Raw genomic sequence first — 25540 nt, 5'->3', positions numbered from 1 at the left:
ATGGAAACCAAGAGTGGGGAGGCAAAGGTGCAGAAAGTGAAAAACTGGTCTCCCGTCTGGATCTTCCCGATCGTCACGGCGCTGATTGGTGCCTGGATCTTATTCTATCACTACAGCCATCAGGGGCCGGAGGTGACGCTTATCACCACCAATGCTGAAGGTATTGAAGGTGGTAAAACAACGATCAAGAGTCGCAGCGTGGACGTTGGCATTGTCGAAAGCACCACGCTGACCGACGATCTCACGCACGTTGAAATTAAAGCGCGACTGAATTCGGGCATGGAAAAGCTGCTGCATAAAGACTCAGTATTCTGGGTGGTGAAGCCGCAGATTGGCCGTGAAGGTATCAGTGGCTTAGGAACACTGCTGTCGGGCGCTTATATCGAGCTGCAGCCAGGAACTAAAGGTTCTGCACCGAATGACTATCAGCTTCTGGATTCACCGCCGCTTGCACCACCAGATGCAAAAGGTATCCGTGTGCTGCTTGATAGTAAAAAAGCAGGGCAGCTCAGTCCGGGCGATCCGGTGTTGTTCCGTGGCTATCGTGTGGGGTCCGTTGAGACGAGTACTTTTGACTCGCAGACCCGTACTATCAGCTATCAGTTGTTTATCAGCGCGCCAAACGATCGACTGGTTACCAGCAACGTACGTTTCTGGAAAGACAGCGGCGTAGCGGTCGACCTGACCTCCGCAGGGATGCGCGTAGAAATGGGATCGCTGTCGACGCTCTTTAGCGGTGGCGTCAGCTTTGACGTGCCGGAAGGCGTCGACCTGGGCCAGCCAATTGCTGAGAAAACGGAGTTCAAACTCTACGACGATCAGAAAAGTATCCAGGATTCGTTGTATACCGATCACATCGATTATCTGATGTTCTTTAAAGATTCTGTTCGTGGGTTGCAACCTGGCGCACCGGTCGAATTCCGCGGTATTCGTCTTGGAACCGTGGCGCAGGTGCCTTATTTTGTGCCGGGCTTACGTCAGGCGTTGAACGACGATTATCGTATTCCGGTGTTGATCCGCATTGAACCAGAGCGTCTGGCGAGCGAGCTTGGAGAACAACCTGATGTTGGCGCTCACTTAACGAGCCTTATCCAACGTGGTCTGCGCGGTGCGCTGAAAACGGGTAACCTAGTGACGGGTGCGCTTTACGTTGACCTTGATTTTTATCCAAAAGATCCGCCAGTGACCGGCATGCGTGAGTTTGGTGGTCACATGATAGTACCGACTGTCAGCGGCGGTCTGGCGCAGATCCAGCAGCGCCTGATGGATACGCTTGATAAGATCAACAACCTGCCGCTGACCCCAATGGTTGAGCAGGCGACGAATACGCTGAGCGAAAGCCAGAACACTATGCGCCGTCTGCAGACGACGCTGGATAATCTGAATAAGATTACCGCCAGCCAGTCAGCACAGCAGCTGCCAGCCGACATGCAGAAAACGCTGCGTGAGCTTAACCGCAGTATGCAGGGCTTCCAGCCGGGTTCCGCCGCTTATAACAAGATGGTGGGCGACATGCAGCGTCTGGATCAGGTTCTGCGTGAACTGCAGCCGGTGCTGAAAACGCTGAATGAGAAGAGCAACGCGCTGGTGTTCGAAGCGAAGGATAAAAAAGATCCAGAGCCTAAGAGGGCGAAATAATGAAAAAGTGGATAGTTCTGGCCGCGGTGTGTCTGTTAGCTGCCTGTAGCAGCACGGAGAATAAGACCTACTACCAGCTGCCGCAAGCAACGGGGACGGTGCAAAATAGCGCGAGCTCCAGCCAACGTTTGCTGTGGGTGGAACAGGTTAACATCCCTGATTTCCTTGCAGGCAGCGGTGTGGTCTATCAGACCAGCGACGTACAGTATGTGATTGCCAGCAATAATCTGTGGGCAAGCCCGCTGGATCAGCAGCTGCGAACCACGCTGGTGGCGAACCTCAGCAATCAGCTACCGGGTTGGGTGGTCTCCTCGCAACCGTTAGGCAGCGACCAGGATACGCTCAACGTCTCGGTTAACGGCTTCCATGGGCGTTACGATGGTAAAGTGATAGTGAGCGGTGAATGGTTGCTTAACCATCAAGGGCAGCTGACTAAACGCCCGTTCCATATTGAACTGGCGCAGCAGCAGGATGGTTATGACGCGATGGTGAAAGTGTTGGCGCAGGCCTGGAGTCAGGAAGCGACCTCGATAGCTCAGACCATCAATCGCTAACCATAAGTAGAATTAATAGTTCTAAAGACCGTCGACGGTGCAAAACCTCGGCGGTTTTTTTATGCCTACGCTCAATTGCTTACTTAACCCACTTCACATTTTTTGTACAAATGATCTTCTGAGTAGCTCACAAATATGACATTGGTATGAATTCTGCGCATTGACGGGAAGATTATTTAGCGGTATTCGTATTGTGTGGCTGCACACTTTGTAACCACTGTTTTCTTTTCCACCAGACCAAGATATGAGGGAAACGAGGCATGAAGAGACAAAAACGAGATCGCCTGGAGCGGGCACATCAGCGTGGGTATCAGGCCGGGATTACCGGCCGGCCAAAAGAAATGTGTCCATACCAGACCATTAACCAGAGGTCTTACTGGCTGGGAGGCTGGCGAGAAGCCATGGAGGACAGGGCGGTAGTCGCCTGACACTGTCTCTTTAAAAAGAAACCTCCGCATAGCGGAGGTTTCGCCTTGAAATTCTCAACGCTTATCCGTCGTTAGATCCTCTAACGACAAGCAGTATCAGAATGCAGAAGTGTCCTGGAACAGGCCCACTTTCAGATCGTTAGCCGTGTAGATCAGACGACCATCCACCAGTACTTCACCATCCGCCAGACCCATGATCAGACGACGGTTAACAATGCGCTTGAAGTGAATACGATAGGTCACTTTCTTCGCGGTTGGCAGAACCTGACCGGTGAATTTAACTTCACCCACGCCGAGCGCACGGCCTTTGCCTTCACCGCCCAGCCAGCCGAGGTAAAAACCAACTAACTGCCACATTGCGTCCAGACCCAGACAGCCTGGCATTACTGGATCGCCGATAAAGTGGCAACCAAAGAACCACAGATCTGGATTGATATCGAGCTCAGCTTCAACAAAACCTTTGTCAAAGTTGCCGCCGGTTTCGGTCATTGAAATGACACGATCCATCATCAGCATGCTCGGAGCTGGCAACTGCGGGCCTTTAGCGCCAAACAGTTCACCGCGACCAGAGGCAAGAAGATCTTCTTTAGTATAGGATTCGCGTTTATCTACCATGTTTTAAGTAAGCCTTATTTTGAGTTCGGGACGCAGGATAGCTAACACGTGTACGCTGAACAAGTCCGATCAGTTGGAAGCTGAACGATTTAACCAGCGTAACGGCCACGGATAGCGGTAGCGAGGCTCCTGCTGTGTGGCTTGTGCAATACGTTCCTGAATAGTTTGCAGCAGCGTCTGACCTTCTCCGTCCCAGTTCAGCTGCGTAAGAAGCGGCAGCGCATCAGTGACATCATCAATGGCCCAGATTGAGAATTCTCCTGCTTCTACCGCTTCCTGCACCTCAGCCGCAAGGCTCAGATGACGTACGTTGGCGGAAGGAATGATGACCCCTTGTTTCCCGCTCAAACCGCGTTGGGCGCAGATGGCAAAGAAGCCTTCAATTTTTTCATTCAGACCGCCAACTGGCTGAGCACGGCCAAACTGGTCAACAGAACCGGTCATGGCGATGCTTTGATTAATCGGAACGTTTGCCAGGGCGCTGATAAGCGCACAGAGCTCGGCCATAGAGGCGCTGTCGCCGTCAACTTCGCTGTATGACTGTTCGAAGGTGATAGAGGCAGAGAACGGGAGCTGCTGGTCTAGATCCAACTCGGCCATTAAGAAGGCCTGCATCAGCATCATCCCTTTGGCGTGAATATTGCCACCAAGTTCCGCCTTGCGTTCAACGTCGGTAAACTCACCGTCGCCAATATGTACGACGCAGCTTATTCGTGACGGCTCACCGAATGGGCGAGGGTGACCAGGGAAATCAATGACCGACAGGGCGTTGATCTGACCGATGCATTCGCCTTCGGTTTCAATCAGGATCTGCTCAAGCAGAATTTCATCCTGCATACGTTCGGCCAGGAATCCTTCACGCCACTGGCGCTGCACCAGCATCGTTTTCAGCTGTTCGGCGTTGATGGTGTTATCCGTGGTAAACGGTGCGGCTTCGCGTAGCTGGCGGCTAATCCACAGCGGGCAAAGCGGCATAATTTCCTGGTCACCGCTGTAACGTGCGCCTTCCTGCATCAGGAGCGGCCAGGCATCAGCGGCAAGCATCGGCAGGGATTTCTCACGGGCTACGCTTGATACCCACTGACACCACTGTCTGAGCGCTTCTTCGTCTGTCAGCTGCAGGCTGTCTTCAAACTCGCTGTACAGTGAGGATTCCGCTAACTCAGGCTCCATCTCCTGGAAGTCAGCCAGCGATTCGCGTTCACCGACCAGCATGACCTTAAGCGTTAACGGCATCGAAGGGATGCTCACCGGCAGCGGACGCGCATCATCAAAGGTGAGCCAGTCAAAGCGCTGCTGCGTGACGATATTCTTTAAACGCATCCACAGCAGTGGCTGTGACATCAGCGTTCGTAAAGAGAGGATGAGAATGCCGCCGTTAGCCTGATGGACCAGACCTGGCTGCAGGCTGATTTCGCCATTAAACTGACGAACACAGCCAAAAAGTTGTTCAGCTTCGGCCCAGTCGGCAAAAATGATGGGGCCGGTACTGGCGAAATTATCCTCTGCACTTTTGGCTGGCTGCATCGTGACTTTGCCACCGATAGCCTGATAATCAACGCCCGTAAGAGCAGATTCATCGCTATTGCGCAGAGAGAGGGCCGTTTGCGAGAGCAGTTGCAGGTACTCTTTTTCTTCTGGGGCTTTCACCAGTAAGAAGGGTGAGATCCCCTGTGGGTGGAGAAACTGCTCCAGCGCGTAGTGTAAACGGGCCTGGAGTTCGCTGAATAATGCGTCGTTTTCTGAGGCTAAGTCAGGCTGGGCAAATAGCGCCTGGTAAGCTTCAGTCGCGGGGGCGAGAAAGCGCCGGGAAAGAGTATTTATAGTCAATGTCGCTATTTTTAGTCAGATGTAAAGTGCGTGATTATACCTGATGCCGCAGGGAAGCTCACGGAGAATAGGGAAGTATCTTCGGCCCTTGGCTTTATCCATATCACAGTTGCAGATTTCTTCTCAGCACATTGAGAAAAAACTGTTATCCTGAAAAGAGTTACACGGTCACACTGAGATCGCAATGAAATATCAACAACTGGAAAATCTTGAAAGCGGCTGGAAGTGGAAATACCTGGTGAAAAAACATCGGGAAGGTGAGTCCATTACCCGCTACATTGAAGCCAGCGCCGCACAAGAGGCTGTCGATGTTTTGCTGAAACTGGAAAATGAACCAGTTCAGGTGAATGGCTGGATTGCTCAGCACATCAACCCGCAGCTGGTAAACCGTATGAAGCAGACGATTCGTGCACGCCGTAAGCGTCATTTTAACGCCGAGCATCAGCATACCCGCAAGAAGTCTATCGATCTCGAGTTTGCCGTCTGGCAGCGTCTAGCAGGGCTTGCTCAGCGCCGGGGTAAAACGCTGTCCGAAACAGTGGTTAAGCTTATCGAAGATGCTGAGAATAAAGAGAAGTATGCGACGAAGATGTCTAGTCTGAAGCAGGACCTTGAGGCGATGCTGGGAAAAGAGAAGTAGCCACTACCCGTGTCTCGATAGCTTGTCTGATTAAATTCAGGACAAAAAAAACCCCGCAGCGCGGGGTTTTTTATTAGACGGGAACTTAAGCCTGAGGCTGAGTTACAACGTCTTTGCTACCTTTAACTTCGATCTCTACGCGACGATCTGGTGCCAGGCAGTCGATCAGCGCAGCTTTCGCTTTCACGCCGTCACAGGTGTTGCCAGTAACTGGGTTAGATTTGCCCATGCCACGTGCGGAGATTTTGTCAGCTGGGATACCTTTAGATACCAGGTAATCAACAACGGACTGTGCACGTTTTTCGGACAGACCCTGGTTGTAAGCGTCAGAACCGATACGGTCGGTGAAGCCCAGAACCACTACGGAACCTTCTTTAGGATCCAGGTTGCTCAGCTGGGTGTACATCTGATCCAGAGCCTGTTTGCCTTCTGGTTTCAGAGTAGCTTTGTTGAAGTTGAACAGAACGTCAGACTTCAGAGTGAAGTGTTTGGTCTGTACTTCTGGAGCTGGAGCTGGAGCTGGCGCGATAACTGGCGCTGCTGCATCCTGCTGGCCGAAACGGTAGGAAACACCTACGCTCAGCATGCCGTTGTCTGGACGTACGCCAACGCTGTTTGCGTCGCCGATGTTGTTAACCCACTGGTATTCCAGACGGGTAGCGATGTCACGAGTAACAGCCCACTCAACGCCGCCAGCGAATACTGGGGAAACGCCAGTGTCGTGGTTGTCGCCGATTTGGTTGTTGCTGGAATCAGCACGCCATACCATACCACCCAGACGAGTGTAGATATCCAGATCGTCAGTTACTGGGTAACCCAGTTTAGCGGTCAGCTGTACGCCCTGAGCTTTCAGTGCGCCATTGGTCTGGCTACCGGTGTATTTCATACGGCCCAGCCAGTCGTAACCCATTTCGAAACCAACATACGGGTTAACCTGGTAGCCACCGAACGCGCCTGCGCCCAGCTGGCTGTTGTGGGTAGAACCGTTGTTGTTCAGGTCACTCTGGTACCAGCCGGTGTCATGGAACTGGGACCAACCCAGTTTACCACCCGCATACCAGGTGTTGTCTTGCGGAGCGGCTTGCGCTACGGAAGCGAAACCTGCCAGTGCCACTGCAATCGCGATAGCTGTCTTTTTCATTTTTTGCGCCTCGTTATCATCCAAAATTTGCCATGAAGTTCTAAATAGATTCACGGTTAAATCCTTCCACCGGGGGCGTGGCTTAGTAATTACTCAGCAGATATCTGCGGTGTTAAGCTGAGCACCCCTGGCGATGTAAAGTCTACAACGTCGCTGGAAACTTACAAGTGTGAACTCCGTCAGGCTTATGAAAAAAAAAGAGTTGTATACGCAATATTTAACAAATGTGTCGAAAATTTAAACGATGCAAAACACCCAGAACCGCACCAGACAAGCGTTCTACCTAAAATCATTCATAAAATCGAGGAGATAAAAAAACTGCAAAAAAAAGGCCAGGAAAATTCCTAATTTTCTTCAATGATACAAATTTGAGTGAATTTTTAGCCCATTAAATTGTCCAGCACAACGAGAGGCAGAGTGAACTGGTCGCATAATAAACACCATCGCGTTACCGTCTTCGGCAGCCTGTTGTAATCGGGCATGTTCTTCCGCTGATAAATCTTCCGTCAACCAGCCGATAACCACACTATAATTCCCCGTACGAGATGCGCGAACCATGGAGTCGAGCATGTCGCCTGGAGGCATCTGACGTAGCTGCATCACTTTTGTCAGCGGTAGGCCAGATGCTTGCACCCACTGGCGGCTGAGCTTTTGCTGCGGTGTTAACCACAGCTGCCAGCGAGACTGCTGACCGAGCTGCTGTAGCAGGGGCAGTAGCAATAGCTGCGCCATCATCGGCTGATCTTCCCGATAAAGCACTTCGCTAACCAAAGCGGTTGAGGAATCTTTTACTGATGTAAAAGTATGGGAAGCGGTAGTCGAGACCGCAGCAGAAGAATGATTTACAACACCAGAAGTATACATAGTTAATCCAGCCCTGTGGGTTACTGTATGAATATACAGTACTACCCTGAAGATTAAAGATCAACCTCATTTTCTGAAAGCAACTCGCAAAATTGCACTCTAAATGCCTACAAAGGCAAATTCACCTTGCCGTGTCGAACGAACGCGCCTATGTTGCTTGTTATGTCTTCCATTAACAAATTTAATGCATCCATGTCCATGATTATTAAGGATTAATCATGAAGAAAATATCATATAAACGGATTTATCAGTCCCAGAAATATTTTTCGCTGTTGGGCAAAATCAAGTCGCGGGCGCTGTTTGGTGGCTATAGTCTTGCCGTCAATGATGCGGTATTTGCAATGGTCTCTGAAGGGGAACTCTACCTGAGGATGTGCGAGGAAAGTGCGACCTATCAGGCTCAGCATTCGCCTCCATTACTGACATTACGTAAGCGAGGGTGTTCACAGCAGTTAAAGTATTTCCATGTTGGCGAGCGGCTCTGGTCTGACGAACCGGTCTTACTTCAGCTTGGCAAATTTTCTCTCGAGGATGCGCTTCGAGAAAAGAAACAACAGAAATCATTACGGATAAAAGATCTGCCTAATCTCTCATTTCATATGGAGCTGTTGTTAAGTGAAGCGGGAATTAAAGATGCTCAAATGCTTCAGCATCTGGGGGCAGAAATGGCATGGATTCGGCTGCGTAAGATTCGTAAGCAGCTGAGTATTAATGTGCTGTATTCTCTGGAAGGGGCGATTATGGGCGTTCACTCAGCCGCGCTCCCGGCGCAACGGCGCCAGGAGCTACAGGAATGGGCATTAGCCCACGTGAAAACGGAGGGGGTCAGGCCATAACCTGTTTTTGCAAACGACAGATTTCAGGTAGCAACGAAATCATCAGGCCAATTTGTTGTAAGACCAATGGCTCTTTGCTGTCCGGGCGAGGTTCGAGATGTTGGATTCGTGCGGCTAAGTTAGATAAAGCTTGCTGCACCCGTTCCTCATCAGAAGGCTGGTGGTGTAGCGCATCATCGACATAGCACACCGCATCGTCCAGAAGAGCCAGTATTTCTGCTGTAGCCAGTTTTTCCCGATGGGCACCTAAAGCGGAAATATAGCTGGTCAGGGTGTGGTTGAGGCAGAGCAGCCGAAACGCAGTTTCTCGCATTTCCGGGGTGACCTTAGGTTCCGTCGACATGTTTGAGACCACTGAGGCGAGCTCTGCATCCCGGTTATGCGCATCACGACGTGCAATTCGATAGGCCAGACGGTTATCGCGCCCCTGGTGATACTGTTCCAGAATTGCGTCCAGGTAGCGGCAGTTTGCGTCAACTGCGCGCTCCAGCACGCGAGGCAGATTGCGGAATTTCCAGTCAGGCCAGATAAAACTGACGGCAACCCAGGCAATACCGCATCCAATCAGCGTATCCACCACACGCGGCAATGCTACTTCGAAGCCCTCACCAAGCAGGTTAAAGCACAGCAGAACCAGCAGCGTGATAAACATCGTCGCGTGCGCGTATTGAACGTTGCGAAAAGCGAAGAAGAGAACCCCGGTGATGACAATCAGTGCCAATTGTCCCTCAAGCGAAGGGACCAGCCACAAAATCGGCAGACCTAGGGCCACGCCGACCAGCGTACCGATGATACGCAGCGCCAGGCGGTGACGGGTGGCGTTATAGTTGGGCTGACAGACAAACAGGCTGGTGAGCAGGATCCAGTAGCCGTGTTGCAAACCGGTAAACTGAATGAATGCGTAACCTGCGCAGAGTACCAATGACATACGCACCGCATGGCGAAAAAGCGCCGACTCCGGTGACATATTACGACTCAGACGCGACTGAATATCGGCAAAACCATGCAGGCTATCGTCTGCGAGCAAGGTTTCCGTCTCGCTTTGCGCCTGTGATTGCAGTTGCTCGGACTCGATAGTCGCAAGCTGGGCGTCAATAGCGCGCAAATTGTTCAGTAAAAAACCAAGTGCTTTCATCTGTTCTGGCGCGGCACCACTGGCGCGTACGCGGTCTAACGCAGCATCGAGGTGGGAGAATGCGCGCTCAAACCGCGCATCGTGCTGATAGGGGGTACGGAGCAATATTGATTTTGCCAGATCCTGACAGGCGATGGACTGCATAGAGAGCAGGCGCTGGAAGCGAAACATGACATCGCTGTAGCGGAAGTTATCGCGCAGCGCCTGGTACTGGATATGCGATGAACTGGCTCGTTCGTGAATATCCTGGGCGACGAAATAGTAATGTAACGTTCTTCGGGTACTCCGCTGGCCCCGGTCGCCGCGCAAACGCGTTAATAGCGACACTTTGGTTTGGTTAAGCGTTGCCATCAGTTGCCCATTTGCCAATGCCAGCTCATAAAGTGGCGCCTGGTCTTCGTCATCGAGGTCCGGGTCAAACAATCGGGATTTCAACTCGAGATAACGAGAAAGCTGTTCGTAGCTACGGGCGAGGTTATCCTGCAGTGGACGGATAGGGAAGATGAGGTGCCCGGTCAGAGTCAGTAGGTTATACCAGACGGCACCGGCAATCAGCAGCAGCGGTTGTTGATACCAGTGTGCGTAAAGCGATACCCCCAGCATGGTATAAATAGCAATAAGCAGCGCACCAAATGCGATGGTGGCGTAGCGCTGACCAAGGCCGCCGAGCAGGATAAACCCGATCGTCGAAATCGTTAAACCCAGCGCAAACAGCCATGGCCACGGAAACAGCAACTCCACTGATGCCGAGGCAATGAAGAAACAGATAAGCGTTATAACCAGGTTGCGTAACCGTCCGGTGAGTCGATCGTCGAGGTCGGTCAACGCCGCGGCGACCACGCCCAGGGTGAGCGGAATGGTGAGCTTAGCATCGCCCAGCCACCAGGGCAGGGCGGTAGTACCGATAAGCGCAATAAAGATTCTGGCGTTATAAAGCCAGGTACTGTTCCATGTATAGCGGCGAAGCAAAGGGCTTAGCATAGCGTGTATTCGTCCTGATTACTGAAAACGGCGGCGTGCATTTGCTTCGCGAGCCGCGCGCGCTACTTCCACGGGAACCACACGACGGCCAACCGGCCAGAGTGCGATGGCGGCAATTTTAAAGTTAGCGATGCCAACAGGAATACCAATGATCGTCACGCACTGCGCAATCCCGGCGAGAATATGAGTCAGACACAGCCACCAGCCGAACAGTACGAACCAGACAATATTAAGCACGGTTCCGCCCGCATTCATCACGCTGCTTTTTGTTCCTGGCTCCAGTTCATCAACATGAACGGCCTCATTACCGTAGGGCAGCAGTGAGAGTTTGGTGATTTCCCAGCAGGAGCGAGTGAGCGGTAAGGTAATAATCAAAATGATACTGACCAGCGTTGCAAGCAGCCAGCCTAGCGTTGTCAGAAATCCACCTAACACAAAATTCAAAATATTCAGAACTGTACGCATAAACCCTCTGTGTAGCACTGTGAATAATAAGACCTGATGATTGTAACGTTTTTTTACGCTGGAGCACCTATTCTCTGGCGGTTACACTGTGAGGTATCGAAAAAGTCAGGATTCGACACGACATGGAATTAAAATCAACAACGCTGGGCAAGCGCATGGCGCAGCATCCTTATGACCGGGTTGAGATCCTCAACGCCGGCGTCAGGGTCTCCGGTCCTCAGCATGAGTATCTCATTCCTTTCAATCAGCTTCTGGCCATCAACTGCAAACGCGGTCTGGTGTGGGGGGAGCTGGAGTTCGTTTTGCCTGAAGATAAAGTCGTACGCCTGCACGGAACCGAATGGGGAGAAACGCAGCGCTTCCACCGCCATTTGCTGGGGCTCTGGCAGCAATGGGGCGAAGAAATGAGCGCGATTGCCGCTGAACTTCTCGAAAAGCAGCTAGCGGTAATTGCAGGCAGCAGCGCAGAAACCCAATGGCTCACCCGCCAACAGGCGCAAAAAATACGCCAGCAGGTGGTCACGGCGCTGGAAGGGCTACCGTTACCGACCGAACGTCTTGAAGCATTTGATAACTGCTGTGATGCCTGGCGTCAATGTCAGGCATGGCTGACCGATAAAGAAAACGGTCGTGCGCAGCATAATCAGCGATACACCGAAGCGATGCTGGAAAAGTACGCTGAATTTTTCGAACAGATTGAGTCATCGCCACTTAATACTTCTCAGGCACGAGCGGTGGTGAATGGTGAACGTTCGCTGCTGGTGCTGGCCGGGGCTGGCAGCGGAAAAACGTCCGTGCTGGTGGCGCGGGCGGGTTGGCTGCTTGCGCGGGGTGAAGCGTCGGCGGAGCAAATCCTTCTGCTGGCCTTTGGTAAAAAAGCCGCGCAGGAAATGGATGAGCGCCTGCAAACGCGGCTGCATACGGACGCCATTACCGCGCGTACTTTCCACGCCCTGGCGCTGCACATTATTCAGCAGGGTAGCAAAAAAGTTCCGGTTGTTAGCAAGCTGGAGAACGATTCCTCTGCCCGCTACGCGCTATTTACCCAATGCTGGCAGCAGCAGTGTCGGGAGAAAAAGGCGCAGGCTAAAGGCTGGCGTTTGTGGCTGCAGGATGAGATGGGTTGGGACGTCGCCGAAGATAATTTCTGGGAAGATGAAAAACTCATTAAACGCATGGGGAGCAGACTCGATCGCTGGGTAAGCCTGATGCGTATGCACGGCGGTTCACAGGCAGAGATGATTGCCGGTGCGCCGGAAGAGGTACGCGACCTGTTTGGTAAACGCGTGAAGCTGATGGCGCCGCTGCTGAAGGCGTGGAAAACGGCGCTCAAAGACGAAAACGCCGTCGACTTTTCCGGGCTTATCCATCAGGCCATCAATATTCTGGAAAAAGGTCGCTTTGTCAGCCCGTGGAAACATATTCTGGTGGATGAATTTCAGGATATCTCTCCACAGCGAGCCGCGCTGCTGGCGGCGCTGCGTAAGCAGAACTCACAAACCTCGCTCTATGCCGTGGGCGATGACTGGCAGGCCATCTATCGCTTCAGCGGTGCGCAGCTTTCGCTGACCACCGCGTTTAACCACTATTTTGGTGAAGGCGATAACTGCGCACTGGATACCACCTACCGCTTTAATAGCCGTATTGGCGAGATAGCCAATCGGTTTATTCAGCAAAATCCGCACCAGCTCAGTAAACCACTCAATAGCCTGACCGCGGGCGATAAACATGCTGTGACGCTGCTGGAGGATGACAAGCTTGATGCGCTGTTTGATAAGCTCAGCGGTTACGCCACTGAGGATCAACGAATCCTGGTGCTGGCGCGTTACCATCATCTGAAGCCTGCCGCGCTTGATAAGGCCGCTACGCGCTGGCCTAAGCTCAATATCGATTTTATGACCGTTCATGCCAGCAAAGGCCAACAGGCGGACTACGTCATCGTGCTGGGGCTTAAAGAAGGGTTTGACGGTTTCCCGGCGCCTGCACGCGAGTCGATTATGGAACAGGCGCTGCTGCCTGCGCCGGAAGATTTCCCGGATGCCGAGGAGAGACGTTTACTGTACGTGGCCATTACTCGCGCGCGTTTACGTGTCTGGCTGCTGTTTAATCAGCAACAGCCGTCGCCGTTTGTGGATATTTTGAAGCAGCTGTCAGTGCCGGTGGCGCGAAAACCTTAAGATAAGCCGGAGTCATGACTCCGGCTTGCTTCTGGCGCTTATTTCAAGCGCTCAGCGAGGTAGCGTTGGTAGTCCGGAATCAGGATATCGACCGGCTCGCTGAAGTTCGGTGACTGGATAATAAAATCAGCGGTGGAGGCGTTGGTAGCAACCGGGATATTCCAGACGGTTGCCAGACGGAGCAGCGCCTTGACGTCAGGGTCGTGTGGGACGGCGTTAAGCGGATCCCAGAAGAAGATCAGGACGTCGATTTTACCTTCTGAAATCAGCGCGCCTACTTGTTGATCGCCGCCCATCGGGCCGCTCAGCATAGCTTTCACTTCCAGGCCGGTGGCGCGTTGCACCAGGTTACCGGTGGTGCCGGTGGCCGACAGCGTATGCTGCGCCAGACAATCCCGGTGGCGCTCTACCCATTTCATCAGCATATCTTTGCAGTGGTCGTGCGCAACCAGCGCAATGTGTTTACGCGCCGGTAAGGTGCGAGTGGTGAGTTCCATAAACCATTCCCTATATGTGTAATCCAGACAGATTACTGCAAGCGAATCAGCCTGCAAGCTCTGATTAGCAAAAATTTGACGCGCGACATCGGCGTGCTCGCGTACACTTAAACGATTAGCCAGGAGGATAATGATGACAGAACATGATATTGCCAACATTTTGACCACTACCCACACCATTGCGCTGGTGGGGGCAAGCGATAAACCTGACCGCCCAAGCTATCGGGTCATGAAATATCTGCTGGATCAAGGCTATCGCGTGATCCCAGTGTCACCGAAGGTAGCTGGCGGCACGTTGCTGGGCCAGAAAGGCTATGCCACGCTTGCCGATGTGCCGGAAAAGGTCGATATGGTTGATGTCTTCCGCAACTCTGAAGCGGCGTGGGGTGTGGCACAAGACGCTATCGCGATTGGCGCTAAAACGCTGTGGATGCAGCTTGGAGTGATTAACGAGCAGGCGGCAGTGCTGGCGCGCAATGCGGGTCTGCAAGTGGTGATGGATCGCTGTCCAGCGATTGAGATCCCGCGTTTAGGGCTGGCAAAATAATCAGAGTCACGCGAGGGCATTCCCGGCGTCGCTTCGCTTGGCCGGGCTACGGAATGCTATCTGTACTTCATAATAAAAAACCCCGCAGTGCGGGGTTTTAGCATTAACGCGGCGGTTAGTTACGCAGCCGCGGTGCCTGTAGCTGTCGGCGGATGGTACGCGCCAGTTCATCCATCGTAGGTTGCTCTGGGTGATCTTCTCGCGGTTCGCTGCTCAACTGGGCTTCGGCCAGATAGGTATGTACCGGCTGACCATCGTCATCTTCCATCACCACGTGATACCAGGGCAACGCGCGAAGCTCATCGTTGGCCGCAAGATCGTCGGGATCAGGATCGTCAAGCGAGTAAACCGGGTCGATATCTACCACCACGCCCAGGTAGCCCAGCAGGGAGTGACGCACCTGCTGGCCAATACCGAATTTGCTGGTAATCATCATACTCACCTCCCGGGAAATAGCGTTATCTCTGTATCTCTACATATATAGACACCATTTCGCTTTTCAAGTTACATGATGCGGCAGGCAAATCCTTTCAGGTACAGTCCTTCCGGGTAGGTTGCAATCACCGGGTGATCGGCTGCCTGACGGAACTGCTCTATAAATTGTACATCACGACCGGCATCTACTGCGGCATCAGCAATGATTTTCTGGAACAAATCTGAGGTCATCAGGCCGGAGCAGGAGAAGGTCAGCAGCACACCGCCCGGGTTCAGCAGCTGAATAGCCAGCATGTTGATGTCTTTATAGCCGCGGCAGGCACCCATCAGCTGGCTTTTATTTTCCACAAATTTCGGTGGGTCCATGACGATCACATCGAACTTCTCGCCCTGGTCGCGATATTTACGCAGCAGTTTGAAGACATCGTCGCGAACGAATTCGGCTTTGCTCAGATCCAGTTTGTTCAGCTCGACGTTTTGACGTGCCACGTCCAGCGCTTCCTGAGAAGTATCTACGCTGGTGACCTGGCTGCAGCCGCCCATCAGCGCAGAGACCGCAAAGCCGCCGGTGTAGGAGAAGCAGTTCAGAACGCGTTTATCCGCCACGTAGCGACGAGTCGCCAGACGGCTGTCGCGCTGGTCAAGATAATAGCCGGTTTTATGGCCACCCTGAATATCTACCAACAGCTTCATGCCATGTTCTTCAATAGGCAGCAGGGCAGGTGGCAGTTCGCCGGTGACTGGCCCTTGAGTCAGTTCCATACCTTCTTTTTTACGCACGGCAACGTCGCTACGATCGTAAATCGCACATTGCGGGTACAGCGTTTGCAGTGCGCTAATCAGCGCTGCACGCTGGTATTCCGCACCGGCGCTCAGCAACTGTAGCACCAGGAAGGAACCAAAGCGGTCAATGGTGACGCCAGGCAGGCCGTCAGACTCACCGGCGATCAGACGATAGCTGTCCAGCCCGTCTTTCTGCGCCAGCCAGTCGCGCCAGGTTTGTGCTTGCTGCAGGCGACGCACGAAAAAGTCGATATCGATGGTTTCCTTGGCATCGAACGTCCACACGCGAGCGCGGATTTGCGAAGCTGGAGAATATGCGCCGCGGGCTAACCATTTCCCCTGATGGTCGACAATATCAATGGTCTCGCCGAGGCTGGCTTTGCCTTCCATGCGCGCAACCGCACCGGAAAAGACCCAGGGATGACGGCGCAGCAATGATTTTTCGCGCCCTTTGGCTAACACTAAACGTACACTCATAGTTTTTTTATCTGACTATATAGGAAGGGATCAGGCTGCATTTTCCCGACTTCCCTGCATAAATGCAACGAACAGCGGAAGAATGTCAGGCCAATTGACGCTAAAGTGGAATAAATCGTCTGAACTATACCGGAGGAAAGCCGCATGGATAAATGCGTAATTTGTTGGGTTTACGGCCAGGTACAGGGCGTCGGTTTTCGCTTTTTTACCCAGCAGGAGGCCGTGCGTCTGGGCCTGCGAGGCTACGCGCTGAATCTGGATGATGGCAGCGTGGAGGTTGTCGCCTGCGGCAGCGAAGAGCAGGTCGAGAAGCTATTGGCGTGGTTGAAAGCGGGCGGGCCGCGCAGCGCCCGGGTTGATAAAGTTCTGGCGGAACCCCATCAACCCGAAAAAGCGTGGAGCAACTTCAGTATTCGCTATTAGATGCACTTCACTGGCTTAGGCAGGCCCGCGATTTTGGTGGCCTGTTTGGCCGGGCCTTTCGGGAACAGGCGATACAGGTAGCGGCTGTTGCCTTTCTCTTCGCCGAAGGTATTCGCCATTGCTTTGACCAGCATACGAATTGCCGGAGAGGTGTTGAACTCCAGATAAAACTCACGCACAAAGCGTACGACTTCCCAATGTTCAGGGCTCAGTTCAATACCTTCATTGGCGGCAATCGCCGCCGCTAGTCCTTCGCTCCACAGCGTAGTGTCTTTAAGATAGCCTTCGCTATCGGTCTCGATTTCAGTGTTTTCGTAGATAAGCATAATATTTCACGCAACAAACAGATGGCGGCAAGTGTAGCAAATAAAAAGGCCCCGCATAAGCGAGGCCTTGGGTCCGTTGAGCTGGGGTTAATCGCGGCTTGCGAAGCCCAGAATGCTCAGCAGGCTGACAAAGATGTTGTACAGCGAGACATACAGGCTAACGGTAGCACGGATGTAGTTGGTCTCACCGCCGCGGATGATGTTGCTGGTCTCATACAGGATGGCCCCGGAGGAGATCAGGATAAACACCGCGCTAATTGCCAGGTGCAGGGCAGGCAGCTGCAGGAAGATGTTCGCCACCATACCAATCAGCACCACCACGATACCGGCCATCAGCATACCGCCGAGGAAGGACATGTCCTTACGGGTTGTCAGCACGTAGGCCGAGCAGCTGAAGAACACCAGCGCGGTACCGCCCAGCGCCATACCGATAACGTCGCCCATGCCCGCAGACAGATAGGCGTTCAGAATCGGCCCCAGGATGTAACCCAGGAAGCCCGTAAAGGCGAAGGCCGACAGAATACCGACCGGCTTATCCGCCGTTTTATAGGTCAGGAACATTAAACCATACATGCCAACCAGCGTCAGAATAAGGCCCGGAGACGGCAGCATCAGCACGGTGCTGGCGGTCGCAGTAATGGCGGAAAACGCCAGCGTCAGGCTCAGCAGAAAATAGGTGTTACGCAGAACTTTGTGTGTGCTCAGCAGCGATGAGCGGTCACGCGATGAAGTAATTATGCGATCCATAAGTCACCCTTTATATGACAGATGTTATTAGTGAGACAGAATAAAAAATCTCTTCTTTATTCCCTAATGATTTTACCCATCTTTACTCTGTCGAATCAGGGTATTACTGGTGGGTCACAAATTCCATTAATAAAATCACGAAGATCGAGATCAAACTCTTATAGGTTGTTGAAAGCATTTGCGTTGTTGCGGCTTCATGCTAACAGTGAAGAGGGTTATAACAACAAGGCAATGGAAATGAAATTAAAACACTATAACAACGTCACGATCGCGCTATTGGCGCTAGGTATAACCGCAACCGTTCAGGCGGCAAACGTGCCGGAAGGTACCGTGCTTGCCGATAAACAGGAGCTGGTACGCGGCAACGGCAATGAACCTGCCTCGCTTGATCCGCATAAAGTTGAGAGTGATGTTGAGTTCAACATCCTCAACGATATGTTTGATGGGCTGGTGGCGGTGAAGCCCGACGGTAGCATTGAGCCGCGGCTGGCGGAATCCTGGGACAATAAGGACAATACCGTCTGGACGTTCCATCTGCGCCCAGGCATTACCTGGTCTGATGGTTCAGCGATTACCGCACAAGATGTGGTCTGGAGCTGGCAGCGTCTGGTCACGCCAACCACCGCATCGCCTTACGCCAGTTACCCAGGCAATATGCATATAGTGAACGCGGCGGATATCGCCTTAGGTAAGAAGGCCCCGGATACCCTCGGCGTGAAGGCGCTGAATGACACCACGGTCGAAGTTACCCTGACGCAGCCCAACTCCGCCTTCCTCGCCATGCTGGCGCACCCGTCAATGGTGCCGCTGGATAAAGTGCTGATCGGCCAGTTTGGTGATAAATGGGTGAAGCCGGAGCACTTTGTTAGCAGCGGTGCCTACACACTGTCGCAGTGGGTGGTTAACGAGCGCATTGTGGCCGAGCGAAACCCACGTTACTGGGACAACGCGAAGACTGTGGTCAATAAAGTAACCTACCTGCCTATTCGCTCTGAAGCCTCTGATGTGAACCGCTATAAAGCGGGTGAAGTCGATATCGTCTACACCTTACCGATTAACCAGTTCAGTCAGTTGAAAAAGACGCTCGGCGATCAGGTGGACGTTAAGCCGCAGTTGGCGACCTATTACTATGAGTTCAACACCACTAAACCACCGTTTAACGATGCCCGTGTGCGTCGCGCGCTGAATATGGCGCTGGATAAAGACATTATTGCCGACAAAGTGTTAGGGCAGGGGCAAAGCCCGGCATGGGTGATTAGCCAGCCGGATATTGGCGGCGTGAAGCTGCACGGGCCTGATTACGCCTCCTGGCCGCGTGATAAGCGTATGGCTGAGGCGAAAAAGCTGCTGGCGGAAGCTGGATTTAATGATGCGCACCCGCTGTCGTTCAACCTGCTGTACAACACGTCGGAATCCCACCAGCGCATCGCGATAGCGGCAGCTTCAATGTGGAAGAAAAATCTCGGCGTTGAAGCCAAGTTGCAAAACCAGGAGTGGAAGACCATGCTGGATGCGATGCATACCGGCAACTTTGACGTCGTGCGCTACGCCTGGATTGCGGACTATGATGACGCCTCGACGTTCCTCAACACCTTCCGTACCGGCGACAGCGAGAATACGGCGAAGTACAGCAATCCGGACTATGACGAGGCGCTGCGCGATGCGGCGAAGACGCAGGATGTCGCTCAGCGTGCGCGCGATTATCAGAAGGCCGAAGACCTGCTGGCGCGCGATGTACCGGCTATTCCTGTCTATCACTACGTACGCACGCACCTGGTAAAACCGTGGGTGGGCGGATTTGCGCCGGATCGCCTGGGGAATTTCTCCACGAAAGATATCTACATCAAGAAGCATTAAGCGGAAATTTGAGGAATAAAGCGTCGTAAAAATAGCCATTTTGTTGTTTTTTCAGGCGAATAACAACATTTTGGCTGTTTTTCAGGCAAACGAACGTTTTGGTGCTTTACAGGTCCGTTCGGGATGTTTATAGTGCGCCTCATTGGAAGCGTGGCCGAGCGGTTGAAGGCACCGGTCTTGAAAACCGGCGACCCGAAAGGGTTCTAGAGTTCGAATCTCTACGCTTCCGCCAAATTCGAAACCCAAGTCGTTATGCGACTTGGGTTTTTTCGTTTCCGGGTATTTTCAGTATGCCATCCAGTATGCCATGTCACTTTAGTTTCAATCGATGCCCCTCAGTTTGCATCGGACTGTTGTTTGTTTTTCAGCTTTCTGATGCAAGCATCGCCGGGTAGTGCTTTGCGATGATGTCATTTATCTTATCAACCAGCTCCGGTCGCTTGAACGTGATGTGCGCCGTTCCCTTCTGAAAGTACATAATAGTAAATATCTCATCCTCATAATTTGTGTTGTGCCTATTCTCATCAATATGATCGCTGAGACGGCGGGTGACATCGGCGCGGTTGTCGGGGATAGGTTTTCCATCGAGAAGCATCAGCATGCGCTCAAGGTCAGCCAGGCGATCGAGCTGCCAACCCCAATTCAGACTAAATCCCCATCTGTTGTATTTCACTAGGCCATCCACGATGATCTTCTTGCCGAACTTACAGGGGCTGTTGCTTTTGTAATTCCAGCTCAGGCCTTTAAATACATTGATCACTCCACGCTCAAAGACCTCACCTTTGCTCTGATGCAACTGCTCAAAGGTACTGAGAATATTGGCGTCAGAAATCGTCGGAATATCGTCTTTCTCCAGGCTTTTGTACCACTCGTCGCGCGCCTGTGCATCCATGAGCGACAGCATGCCTGAGCGTTGCATGAGATCGCGCCAGATACTGCGATCGATATTGTGGGTAATGGCCTTCATGGCGACTTCTGTTTTCTCTGTAAACCAGCAGTCGTAGCGGCGGCCCTGACGCATTCCCCATTCCTGAGATGTTCCGCCACCAATGCTGCTGGTCAGTGTTGATAAATCGTCAAGCTGGTGGATTAATTCTTCAATCTTATCCAGTGCGGCGTTGCGTCCGGTGACGATTCGCTCAATGCTGGTGGAACAAATCACGTCGGTGTTATCTGTTAGGACTTCGGGGTCGGTATGAGTCAGTTCGGTCATTTGGGTTTTTCCTTTATAGAAAGCAAAGCGCCAGCCGGATGAGGGCTGGCGCTGACAGGCGTGTATGGGGATTATGATTTTTTGTCGTTGTGCAACTGCTGCAGGAGGCGAAGCGTCCGGACATCATTCCTTTCCTGCCGGACCCTGGGCAATAACATGGCGGAGTGGGTCTGGTCGTCATCGTTATCGAAAATCAGCGAGCAATCGCAGTTAATGTTGTCCTGAAGCCAGTCAATCAGTATATCCAGCGCTGCTTCTGTGGTGAGTGCCAGCATGAGATTACCTGTAGTTGTATTGAGGGAAAGACTTACCAGTCGAAGGTTTCAAAGCTGGGCAGCAGGTCGCCCGCCGCATCCAGATGCAGAATATCGATCCCGTAACGTCGTATCAGCGTGGTCACTAACCGACGGCAGTCCTTTGAAAGCCCCATTCGCTTCAGTTCCAACAATGGATATCGCCTGGCGTTGAGTCTGAGCAGATAACCGTAGCAGATGTACAGTATCCAGTCGTTGTCGCCGCCGCCCTGGTGTTGAAGGGTTATCTGGTCAAGGGTAGCGTTATCCTCACAGGTGATATGTGCCGTGCTGCAACACAGGCCTGGTAGACGAACAGAAGGGGGAAGAGGCGTTTCGACAACCCGCTTACCAGGGGTATCAGCAATACGAAGCGAATAACCGTTATCACAAACCACGTCGATCAAGTCGGTCAGTTCAATTCCATCGATATCAACGGCGATCCGGCCCATATTGAGGGCCAGTACGTTGATACTGTCGGCTTCCACATTGAGTGACAGTTTCATGGTTGCTCCTGTCGATAAACACCCGTGATGATATTGCTGATGGTTTTGTAACCCCGTCGTTTCATCAGCCCGGTAGCCCGGCGGGCGTGGAACATGTCGATGCTGCTGATAAAAGGTGACTGTTCCGCCACTGTAGAACCGTGACGGTCAGTCCGTACCAGCTCATATTTTTCGACGATAAAATTGACCGCATCGCTGAGTGAGATACCTGCATCGATATGCTTGCGGATAATGGTTTCATCGCTGAACGGGGTGTCATTCAGGGTCAGGCCGTAGTGTTGTGCCAGCAGATGTGACAGCAGTATTTGCCAGACAGCTACAGGGGATGGGCGTGACAATGCCGCCCGCGCCGGTGGCGCAGAAAGGATTTGCAAGGAGTTTCTCTCTTTGTGGGTGAGTTTAAAAGAAAGGTGGTGCGGGGTTTACGTTGCTGTTGTGAATGTCGGGTAAATAGCGAGGTAAACATAACCGCAACTGCCCAGAGTGTCGGCCTCGCAGGTCAGCCCTTTCGCATACAGGGTAACGGTGTGCTGGTGACGGGGATTAAGCTCACCGCTGGTCAGCATCAGTTCCAGTTGCTTCAGCAGCACCGGAAAAGCCTGGTCGAGATGGCGTAAATCTGCCTCACTGAATGCCCCTGTGATACTGGCCCGGTCAGCCAGGTAATGCAGGCGGTTGCCTTCCAGCACCAGACGTGCGCCGAAATGCGGCGTGATGTCGCATTTCAGTCCCCATTGCAGCGTATCTGTGGTTTTGTTGACGGTGTCTTTTTTCATGATAGAGGAGCGCCTTCTGCTGATTGTTAATTGAGGGTGATGCTGCGCAATACGACATAGGGACCGTTGCGGTCCTGACGTCGCTCCGCGAAGACGGCCAGTACACCGCAGATATTCTGCACTTCCCGGCCGTGGTAATGGCAGACGCTGCCGGACCAGTGATATTTCCCGGTACAGAAGCGAAACAACCGGGACTGAGGGTGCTGGCGGTATATCGCCATTGCCTGACGCTTACTGATGATTTTCATTCATTGCTCTCCCTTTACAGCCAGCCGCGTTCAGCAAACGAGACGATATCCATTCCGCCAACAACCAGATGGTCCAGCAGACGAATATCGACAAGGTCCAGCGCCAGTTTAAGACGCTCAGTGATGCGCCGGTCAGCCTGGCTGGGTTCAGCGAAACCAGAAGGGTGACAGTGCGCCACGAGAACCGCTGCTGCGTTATGCTTCAGGCCAGACTTCACGACTTCGCGGGGATGAACTTCGGTATGATTAATGGTGCCGGTGAAGAGGGTTTCGTGTGCCAGCAGACGATGCTGATTATCGAGCCACAGCACCATGAATTCCTCCCGCTCCTGTGTGGCAAGTTGCAGGCGCAGCCAGTCACGCACGGCGGTGGTGGAGGTAAATGCCACGCCGGGTTCACGTAGTTGATGCTCCAGTAGGGTTAATGCCTCCAGGATGGCTTGCTGTGCGGAAACCGGTAGGTCTGAGGCAAATAAAGGTAACTGCTGTTCCATCGTAAATCCCTCAGTCGATGATGTGCATAATGGAACTGCATTCGGGGTGGCTCAGGGCATAGTCCCGTAGGCGGTAATAATGCGCCGTCATGGCATCACACTCTGTGCGGCAGGCATGGTGGTTGTATTCCATCAGGCAAGCGGTGATACCAGCAGCCATGGGGCTTACTTCAGCACTGTTGCCGTTCATGGCGTTGAACAGCGTCCATTGCTCATCGTTCTCATCATCTGGCTCGGGGGCCATAAAGGCCCCACCATTAATGAGTGTATAAAAGCGCCAGATGCCGCCGTTGTAATTCTCACAAAACCGGTCCATCCAGCCAAAAATACGCGGCTCCAGCAGTATCCACTGCGGGATACCGCCAAAATTCTGCGGCCAGAAATGAAGCCGCTGTGCATCGGGCAGCAACGTGGCGGTGATGAGAGCTGTGTTGTCAGCATCTGCAAGCGTGTGCAAGCTGGTGGTGTTACTCATGGGATGTTCCTTATGAAAGATAATCATTGAGGTCTCGCTGAACGAGGCCCTACGGTTGAGAGATAGATTTCAGAGGGGGACAGAAAGATGGGTTATTGGCAGATTACGTCGTCCAGGCGGAAGGCAAGATACCATCCGCTTCAACTCAGCGCCTGCTGCAGCTCTTCCGCCATTACCCATAACGCACGATTCAGCCTGATGTCGCCGTCGATACCGTTTACTGCTCTAGTCCGGTTGCGTTTCCCCTGTGCTGAACGACCGGACAGACCTCCTTTACTCAGATTTTCCTGAAGCCGGTTAAAGACGCTCCACAGGTCATTCTTTTCATCCTGCCAGCGACGGGCACTTAGCACCTGTGATTCAGCGATAGGCTGATGTTCCTCGCCAAAACGGTACGTCAGGGCTGCTTTAGCCAGCGCCTGTTGTGCTGGCGGGGGCAGTATCAGCGACTGCATGGCATCACGCTTCTCTTCCACCCGGTCAAATATCCTGAGCACCTCGTAAGCGCCTTCGATAACCTTCTCCACCACGTCGCCCTTATGAGGCACCCGCACTTCCCCAAAAGACGTTCCACAGACCAGGCCATTACAGCAGACGGCACGGAACAGGCCCGGCAGCATCTGGTAGCTGCTGGAGCCGTCATGCGAGTTGAGCAGAATAATTTCCGGAACCTGTTGACCAGTGATTTGCCCGGCACGGCGCAGGCGCAGCATATGCTTCGCGTGTTCCCGGCGGCTTTGGTCACGGACGCGTGTCTGGCAAGCAAAGAATGGCTGGAAACCTTCACGCTGGAGGCTCTCCAGCAAGGCAATGGTCGGGATATAGGCGTAGCGCTCACTGCGGGAGCTGTGCTTCTCTTCACCGAACACGCTGGGGGTATGTTGCATCAGTTCTTCATGGGTTAATGGACGGTCGCGGCGGATAAGATTCACGCGACCAAAGCGGCTGGCTAATTTCATGGGGTTTACCTTTGTGGATGGCATAAACGAAAAAGCCCTGCTCATACGAGCAGGGCATCAGATGGGGTATATCAGGGAATGGCGGGATTCTGTAATGACAGCGAAAGTTACCGCACGGTTATTTCGGGTCCGTGTCGGCCTGGCTATTCCCCGCCGGTAAAGTGGCTTCGACAGGCGCAGCGGTTAAGCCACCCTGGATAATTTTGTGTTTAGCAAAAGCCTCCGGCATCGCATTGATGCAGTAGGTGATATAAAACACGTTGAAGATGATGAGGTAGAAGATATTCATCTTCAGCTCAAACTTAAAGGTATTCAGCACATAGCTCTGCAGCGCCGTGCGGGCTTTAAAGGCCCAGATGATGTACATCACAGCGCTGGCAATGGAGAGCACACCGCCGAGCATGGCAATGGCGTCCATTGTCGGGTCATAGCCATACATTTCCGGGTCGGTGGTGCCCATCACACTGAGCTGGCGCGAAATGCCATAACAGATAGCTATCCACAGAACGTAGAGGTCTGAGGAAAACGAGACTTTCGTGGTGTCGATGATGATGCCTTGTTTGCGGTAAAGCCACATCAGCGGATAAATGCCAAAGGTGACGAACGAAAGTAAGACAAAATTCAGTGTTTTTGTGTTGAGATGTGTGCTGAGCTCATTAATAGCTGTCATTATTTATCCTTAAACAGAGGGGAATATTGAAAGAGAACGGTGAATCTGGGTTGTAAAAGAATGGAGTTTATTTTCCGGAATACATATGATTGCGGACCTTCACCCACCATTTACCGTTGCTGATTTTGTAATCGACTTTTTCATCATTACATTCATCTATTTCCGGGCCGACATATTTCCCGGCTTCCAGGTCCAGGACGCTGATATTGCCTGCCGGACAGGACATCCCCATATCGGTTCGCAAAATGGCAAATTTGCCGCCTGAGGCCGCAACAGTGGTCCCTGCGCCCAGTGTCATCATTTCGTCACTGTCGATGTGCACCCAGCCCTGTTTACCACCGCAACCGTTGCACCACAGGCCATCCCCGGCCCCGGTACTGGCGAGGATATAGGGACTGTCGGGAATACGCGTTTGCGTGGTTATGGTGGCCGCGATGGCCGCTGTCGGTATGGCAAGGATAAATACCGTGGCGGAGAAAAAGGCCTTTGCTGAAAATTTCATTATTTACC

31 protein-coding genes and 1 tRNA gene are annotated in these 25540 nt (G+C 52.7%); 10 read left to right on the top strand and 22 right to left on the bottom strand.

Annotation, left to right across the window (positions count from 1 at the left end):
- From pqiB to rmf, 3 genes are all read left to right on the top strand, one after another.
- Complete coding sequence (pqiB, locus tag MY052_RS15660) at positions 1–1638, top strand: intermembrane transport protein PqiB (RefSeq protein WP_035892404.1); 1638 nt, start codon at positions 1–3, stop codon at positions 1636–1638.
- Positions 1638–2192 (top strand): membrane integrity-associated transporter subunit PqiC, encoded by a 555-nt coding sequence (pqiC, locus tag MY052_RS15655; RefSeq protein WP_035892403.1) that lies wholly within the window; start codon positions 1638–1640, stop codon positions 2190–2192. The genes pqiB and pqiC overlap by 1 nt, the downstream gene beginning before the upstream one ends.
- Before the next feature lie 260 nt (positions 2193–2452).
- Positions 2453–2620 (top strand): ribosome modulation factor, encoded by a 168-nt coding sequence (gene rmf, locus MY052_RS15650; protein ID WP_035892402.1) that lies wholly within the window; start codon positions 2453–2455, stop codon positions 2618–2620.
- A gap of 96 nt (positions 2621–2716) precedes the next feature.
- Here rmf and fabA read toward each other — a convergent pair whose 3' ends face one another.
- On the bottom strand, positions 2717–3235 hold the full coding sequence (fabA, locus tag MY052_RS15645) for a bifunctional 3-hydroxydecanoyl-ACP dehydratase/trans-2-decenoyl-ACP isomerase (protein WP_035892401.1): 519 nt from the start codon (positions 3233–3235) through the stop codon (positions 2717–2719).
- Between the two features lie 69 nt (positions 3236–3304).
- Positions 3305–5065, bottom strand: coding sequence for an AAA family ATPase (locus MY052_RS15640; protein ID WP_202216123.1), 1761 nt, complete (start codon positions 5063–5065; stop codon positions 3305–3307).
- A gap of 184 nt (positions 5066–5249) precedes the next feature.
- On the opposite strand from MY052_RS15640, the gene matP reads away from it, so the two are divergent.
- Positions 5250–5705, top strand: a complete 456-nt coding sequence (gene matP / locus MY052_RS15635; protein WP_202216122.1) for a macrodomain Ter protein MatP — start codon at positions 5250–5252, stop codon at positions 5703–5705.
- An 85-nt stretch (positions 5706–5790) separates the two neighbouring features.
- Here the strand turns inward: matP and ompA are convergent, their stop codons facing one another.
- Complete coding sequence (gene ompA, locus MY052_RS15630; RefSeq protein ID WP_202216121.1) at positions 5791–6846, bottom strand: porin OmpA; 1056 nt, start codon at positions 6844–6846, stop codon at positions 5791–5793.
- Positions 6847–7200: 354 nt separating this feature from the next.
- Positions 7201–7710, bottom strand: a complete 510-nt coding sequence (gene sulA, locus MY052_RS15625; protein ID WP_035892397.1) for an SOS-induced cell division inhibitor SulA — start codon at positions 7708–7710, stop codon at positions 7201–7203.
- Between the two features lie 218 nt (positions 7711–7928).
- Here sulA and MY052_RS15620 point away from each other — a divergent pair, with 218 nt between their 5' ends.
- Positions 7929–8546: a TfoX/Sxy family DNA transformation protein gene (locus MY052_RS15620; protein WP_035892396.1), complete on the top strand. Its 618-nt coding sequence runs from the start codon at positions 7929–7931 to the stop codon at positions 8544–8546.
- Here the strand turns inward: MY052_RS15620 and yccS are convergent.
- Entirely contained in the window at positions 8536–10662 is a 2127-nt protein-coding gene (yccS, locus tag MY052_RS15615; protein ID WP_202216120.1) for a YccS family putative transporter, read from the bottom strand. The two genes, MY052_RS15620 and yccS, sit on opposite strands and share 11 nt — an antisense overlap.
- 18 nt (positions 10663–10680) lie before the next feature.
- The gene (locus MY052_RS15610; protein WP_035892393.1) at positions 10681–11127 is read right to left on the bottom strand and encodes a YccF domain-containing protein; all 447 of its coding nucleotides are present in this window, start codon (positions 11125–11127) and stop codon (positions 10681–10683) included.
- Positions 11128–11249: 122 nt separating this feature from the next.
- Here MY052_RS15610 and helD point away from each other — a divergent pair, with 122 nt between their 5' ends.
- A complete protein-coding gene (gene helD, locus MY052_RS15605; protein ID WP_202216119.1) occupies positions 11250–13304 on the top strand; it encodes a DNA helicase IV in 2055 nt (684 codons plus the stop codon).
- Between the two features lie 38 nt (positions 13305–13342).
- Here the strand turns inward: helD and mgsA are convergent, their stop codons facing one another.
- A complete protein-coding gene (gene mgsA / locus MY052_RS15600; RefSeq protein ID WP_035892391.1) occupies positions 13343–13801 on the bottom strand; it encodes a methylglyoxal synthase in 459 nt (152 codons plus the stop codon).
- Between the two features lie 133 nt (positions 13802–13934).
- Between mgsA and MY052_RS15595 the strand changes: the two genes are divergently transcribed.
- On the top strand, positions 13935–14348 hold the full coding sequence (locus MY052_RS15595; RefSeq protein ID WP_248538954.1) for a CoA-binding protein: 414 nt from the start codon (positions 13935–13937) through the stop codon (positions 14346–14348).
- A gap of 115 nt (positions 14349–14463) precedes the next feature.
- Here the strand turns inward: MY052_RS15595 and hspQ are convergent, their stop codons facing one another.
- Entirely contained in the window at positions 14464–14781 is a 318-nt protein-coding gene (gene hspQ / locus MY052_RS15590; protein ID WP_035892449.1) for a heat shock protein HspQ, read from the bottom strand.
- A 71-nt stretch (positions 14782–14852) separates the two neighbouring features.
- Positions 14853–16043 carry a 23S rRNA (cytosine(1962)-C(5))-methyltransferase RlmI gene (rlmI, locus tag MY052_RS15585; protein WP_248537377.1) on the bottom strand — a complete coding sequence of 397 codons (1191 nt, stop codon included), beginning with the start codon at positions 16041–16043 and terminating at the stop codon, positions 14853–14855.
- Between the two features lie 144 nt (positions 16044–16187).
- Here rlmI and yccX point away from each other — a divergent pair, with 144 nt between their 5' ends.
- The gene (gene yccX, locus MY052_RS15580) at positions 16188–16466 is read left to right on the top strand and encodes an acylphosphatase (protein ID WP_035892387.1); all 279 of its coding nucleotides are present in this window, start codon (positions 16188–16190) and stop codon (positions 16464–16466) included.
- Here yccX and tusE read toward each other — a convergent pair.
- Both tusE and yccA read right to left on the bottom strand, forming a co-directional pair.
- A complete protein-coding gene (gene tusE, locus MY052_RS15575) occupies positions 16463–16792 on the bottom strand; it encodes a sulfurtransferase TusE (protein ID WP_202216118.1) in 330 nt (109 codons plus the stop codon). The two genes, yccX and tusE, sit on opposite strands and share 4 nt — an antisense overlap.
- An 87-nt stretch (positions 16793–16879) precedes the next feature.
- Positions 16880–17539, bottom strand: a complete 660-nt coding sequence (gene yccA, locus MY052_RS15570) for an FtsH protease modulator YccA (protein ID WP_052284078.1) — start codon at positions 17537–17539, stop codon at positions 16880–16882.
- 237 nt (positions 17540–17776) lie between these two features.
- Here yccA and MY052_RS15565 point away from each other — a divergent pair, with 237 nt between their 5' ends.
- Both MY052_RS15565 and MY052_RS15560 read left to right on the top strand, forming a co-directional pair.
- The gene (locus MY052_RS15565; protein ID WP_202216117.1) at positions 17777–19396 is read left to right on the top strand and encodes an ABC transporter substrate-binding protein; all 1620 of its coding nucleotides are present in this window, start codon (positions 17777–17779) and stop codon (positions 19394–19396) included.
- 144 nt (positions 19397–19540) lie between these two features.
- Positions 19541–19628 (top strand) — tRNA-Ser (locus MY052_RS15560).
- 132 nt (positions 19629–19760) lie between these two features.
- Here the strand turns inward: MY052_RS15560 and MY052_RS15555 are convergent.
- From MY052_RS15555 to MY052_RS15505, 11 genes are all read right to left on the bottom strand, one after another.
- Positions 19761–20609, bottom strand: a complete 849-nt coding sequence (locus MY052_RS15555; protein ID WP_248537376.1) for a DUF4942 domain-containing protein — start codon at positions 20607–20609, stop codon at positions 19761–19763.
- Positions 20610–20680: 71 nt separating this feature from the next.
- The gene (locus MY052_RS15550; RefSeq protein WP_248537375.1) at positions 20681–20884 is read right to left on the bottom strand and encodes a hypothetical protein; all 204 of its coding nucleotides are present in this window, start codon (positions 20882–20884) and stop codon (positions 20681–20683) included.
- Positions 20885–20916: 32 nt separating this feature from the next.
- Positions 20917–21408 (bottom strand): DUF5983 family protein, encoded by a 492-nt coding sequence (locus MY052_RS15545; protein ID WP_248537374.1) that lies wholly within the window; start codon positions 21406–21408, stop codon positions 20917–20919.
- Entirely contained in the window at positions 21405–21782 is a 378-nt protein-coding gene (locus MY052_RS15540; RefSeq protein ID WP_248537373.1) for a TA system toxin CbtA family protein, read from the bottom strand. The genes MY052_RS15545 and MY052_RS15540 overlap by 4 nt, the downstream gene beginning before the upstream one ends.
- A 48-nt stretch (positions 21783–21830) precedes the next feature.
- Positions 21831–22184 carry a type IV toxin-antitoxin system YeeU family antitoxin gene (locus tag MY052_RS15535; RefSeq protein WP_248537372.1) on the bottom strand — a complete coding sequence of 118 codons (354 nt, stop codon included), beginning with the start codon at positions 22182–22184 and terminating at the stop codon, positions 21831–21833.
- A 26-nt stretch (positions 22185–22210) separates the two neighbouring features.
- A complete protein-coding gene (locus MY052_RS15530; RefSeq protein WP_248537371.1) occupies positions 22211–22432 on the bottom strand; it encodes a DUF987 domain-containing protein in 222 nt (73 codons plus the stop codon).
- A gap of 14 nt (positions 22433–22446) precedes the next feature.
- Positions 22447–22926 (bottom strand): RadC family protein, encoded by a 480-nt coding sequence (gene radC, locus MY052_RS15525; RefSeq protein ID WP_248537370.1) that lies wholly within the window; start codon positions 22924–22926, stop codon positions 22447–22449.
- A gap of 10 nt (positions 22927–22936) precedes the next feature.
- Complete coding sequence (locus tag MY052_RS15520; protein WP_248537369.1) at positions 22937–23401, bottom strand: antirestriction protein; 465 nt, start codon at positions 23399–23401, stop codon at positions 22937–22939.
- Positions 23402–23541: 140 nt separating this feature from the next.
- Positions 23542–24360, bottom strand: coding sequence for a DUF932 domain-containing protein (locus MY052_RS15515; protein ID WP_248537368.1), 819 nt, complete (start codon positions 24358–24360; stop codon positions 23542–23544).
- Positions 24361–24478: 118 nt separating this feature from the next.
- Positions 24479–25030, bottom strand: coding sequence for a DUF4234 domain-containing protein (locus MY052_RS15510; protein WP_248537367.1), 552 nt, complete (start codon positions 25028–25030; stop codon positions 24479–24481).
- Between the two features lie 67 nt (positions 25031–25097).
- The gene (locus tag MY052_RS15505; protein WP_248537366.1) at positions 25098–25532 is read right to left on the bottom strand and encodes a hypothetical protein; all 435 of its coding nucleotides are present in this window, start codon (positions 25530–25532) and stop codon (positions 25098–25100) included.
- Between the last annotated feature and the right edge of the window lie 8 nt (positions 25533–25540).

The sequence above is a fragment of the Kluyvera ascorbata genome, from assembly GCF_023195735.1.
Classification (GTDB): domain Bacteria; phylum Pseudomonadota; class Gammaproteobacteria; order Enterobacterales; family Enterobacteriaceae; genus Kluyvera; species Kluyvera ascorbata.
The sequence above is the reverse complement of the archived record's forward strand: the minus strand, read 5'-3'. Positions and strand labels throughout refer to the sequence as shown.

Excerpts from the sequence above, each read along its gene's own strand:
- pqiB (WP_035892404.1), top strand. The coding sequence starts at position 1 with ATGGAAACCAAGAGTGGGGAGGCAAAGGTGCAGAAAGTGAAAAACTGG.
- MY052_RS15515 (WP_248537368.1), bottom strand. The coding sequence starts at position 24,360 with ATGAAATTAGCCAGCCGCTTTGGTCGCGTGAATCTTATCCGCCGCGAC.
- mgsA (WP_035892391.1), bottom strand. The coding sequence starts at position 13,801 with ATGGAACTCACCACTCGCACCTTACCGGCGCGTAAACACATTGCGCTG.
- MY052_RS15555 (WP_248537376.1), bottom strand. The coding sequence starts at position 20,609 with ATGACCGAACTGACTCATACCGACCCCGAAGTCCTAACAGATAACACC.
- MY052_RS15520 (WP_248537369.1), bottom strand. The coding sequence starts at position 23,401 with ATGAGTAACACCACCAGCTTGCACACGCTTGCAGATGCTGACAACACA.
- matP (WP_202216122.1), top strand. The coding sequence starts at position 5,250 with ATGAAATATCAACAACTGGAAAATCTTGAAAGCGGCTGGAAGTGGAAA.
- fabA (WP_035892401.1), bottom strand. The coding sequence starts at position 3,235 with ATGGTAGATAAACGCGAATCCTATACTAAAGAAGATCTTCTTGCCTCT.
- tusE (WP_202216118.1), bottom strand. The coding sequence starts at position 16,792 with ATGCTTATCTACGAAAACACTGAAATCGAGACCGATAGCGAAGGCTAT.
- rlmI (WP_248537377.1), bottom strand. The coding sequence starts at position 16,043 with ATGAGTGTACGTTTAGTGTTAGCCAAAGGGCGCGAAAAATCATTGCTG.
- MY052_RS15565 (WP_202216117.1), top strand. The coding sequence starts at position 17,777 with ATGAAATTAAAACACTATAACAACGTCACGATCGCGCTATTGGCGCTA.
- yccX (WP_035892387.1), top strand. The coding sequence starts at position 16,188 with ATGGATAAATGCGTAATTTGTTGGGTTTACGGCCAGGTACAGGGCGTC.
- MY052_RS15535 (WP_248537372.1), bottom strand. The coding sequence starts at position 22,184 with ATGAAAAAAGACACCGTCAACAAAACCACAGATACGCTGCAATGGGGA.
- MY052_RS15595 (WP_248538954.1), top strand. The coding sequence starts at position 13,935 with ATGACAGAACATGATATTGCCAACATTTTGACCACTACCCACACCATT.
- sulA (WP_035892397.1), bottom strand. The coding sequence starts at position 7,710 with ATGTATACTTCTGGTGTTGTAAATCATTCTTCTGCTGCGGTCTCGACT.
- MY052_RS15505 (WP_248537366.1), bottom strand. The coding sequence starts at position 25,532 with ATGAAATTTTCAGCAAAGGCCTTTTTCTCCGCCACGGTATTTATCCTT.
- helD (WP_202216119.1), top strand. The coding sequence starts at position 11,250 with ATGGAATTAAAATCAACAACGCTGGGCAAGCGCATGGCGCAGCATCCT.
- MY052_RS15550 (WP_248537375.1), bottom strand. The coding sequence starts at position 20,884 with ATGCTGGCACTCACCACAGAAGCAGCGCTGGATATACTGATTGACTGG.
- ompA (WP_202216121.1), bottom strand. The coding sequence starts at position 6,846 with ATGAAAAAGACAGCTATCGCGATTGCAGTGGCACTGGCAGGTTTCGCT.
- yccA (WP_052284078.1), bottom strand. The coding sequence starts at position 17,539 with ATGGATCGCATAATTACTTCATCGCGTGACCGCTCATCGCTGCTGAGC.
- MY052_RS15545 (WP_248537374.1), bottom strand. The coding sequence starts at position 21,408 with ATGAAACTGTCACTCAATGTGGAAGCCGACAGTATCAACGTACTGGCC.
- hspQ (WP_035892449.1), bottom strand. The coding sequence starts at position 14,781 with ATGATTACCAGCAAATTCGGTATTGGCCAGCAGGTGCGTCACTCCCTG.
- rmf (WP_035892402.1), top strand. The coding sequence starts at position 2,453 with ATGAAGAGACAAAAACGAGATCGCCTGGAGCGGGCACATCAGCGTGGG.
- yccS (WP_202216120.1), bottom strand. The coding sequence starts at position 10,662 with ATGCTAAGCCCTTTGCTTCGCCGCTATACATGGAACAGTACCTGGCTT.
- MY052_RS15610 (WP_035892393.1), bottom strand. The coding sequence starts at position 11,127 with ATGCGTACAGTTCTGAATATTTTGAATTTTGTGTTAGGTGGATTTCTG.
- radC (WP_248537370.1), bottom strand. The coding sequence starts at position 22,926 with ATGGAACAGCAGTTACCTTTATTTGCCTCAGACCTACCGGTTTCCGCA.
- MY052_RS15620 (WP_035892396.1), top strand. The coding sequence starts at position 7,929 with ATGAAGAAAATATCATATAAACGGATTTATCAGTCCCAGAAATATTTT.
- MY052_RS15510 (WP_248537367.1), bottom strand. The coding sequence starts at position 25,030 with ATGACAGCTATTAATGAGCTCAGCACACATCTCAACACAAAAACACTG.
- MY052_RS15530 (WP_248537371.1), bottom strand. The coding sequence starts at position 22,432 with ATGAAAATCATCAGTAAGCGTCAGGCAATGGCGATATACCGCCAGCAC.
- pqiC (WP_035892403.1), top strand. The coding sequence starts at position 1,638 with ATGAAAAAGTGGATAGTTCTGGCCGCGGTGTGTCTGTTAGCTGCCTGT.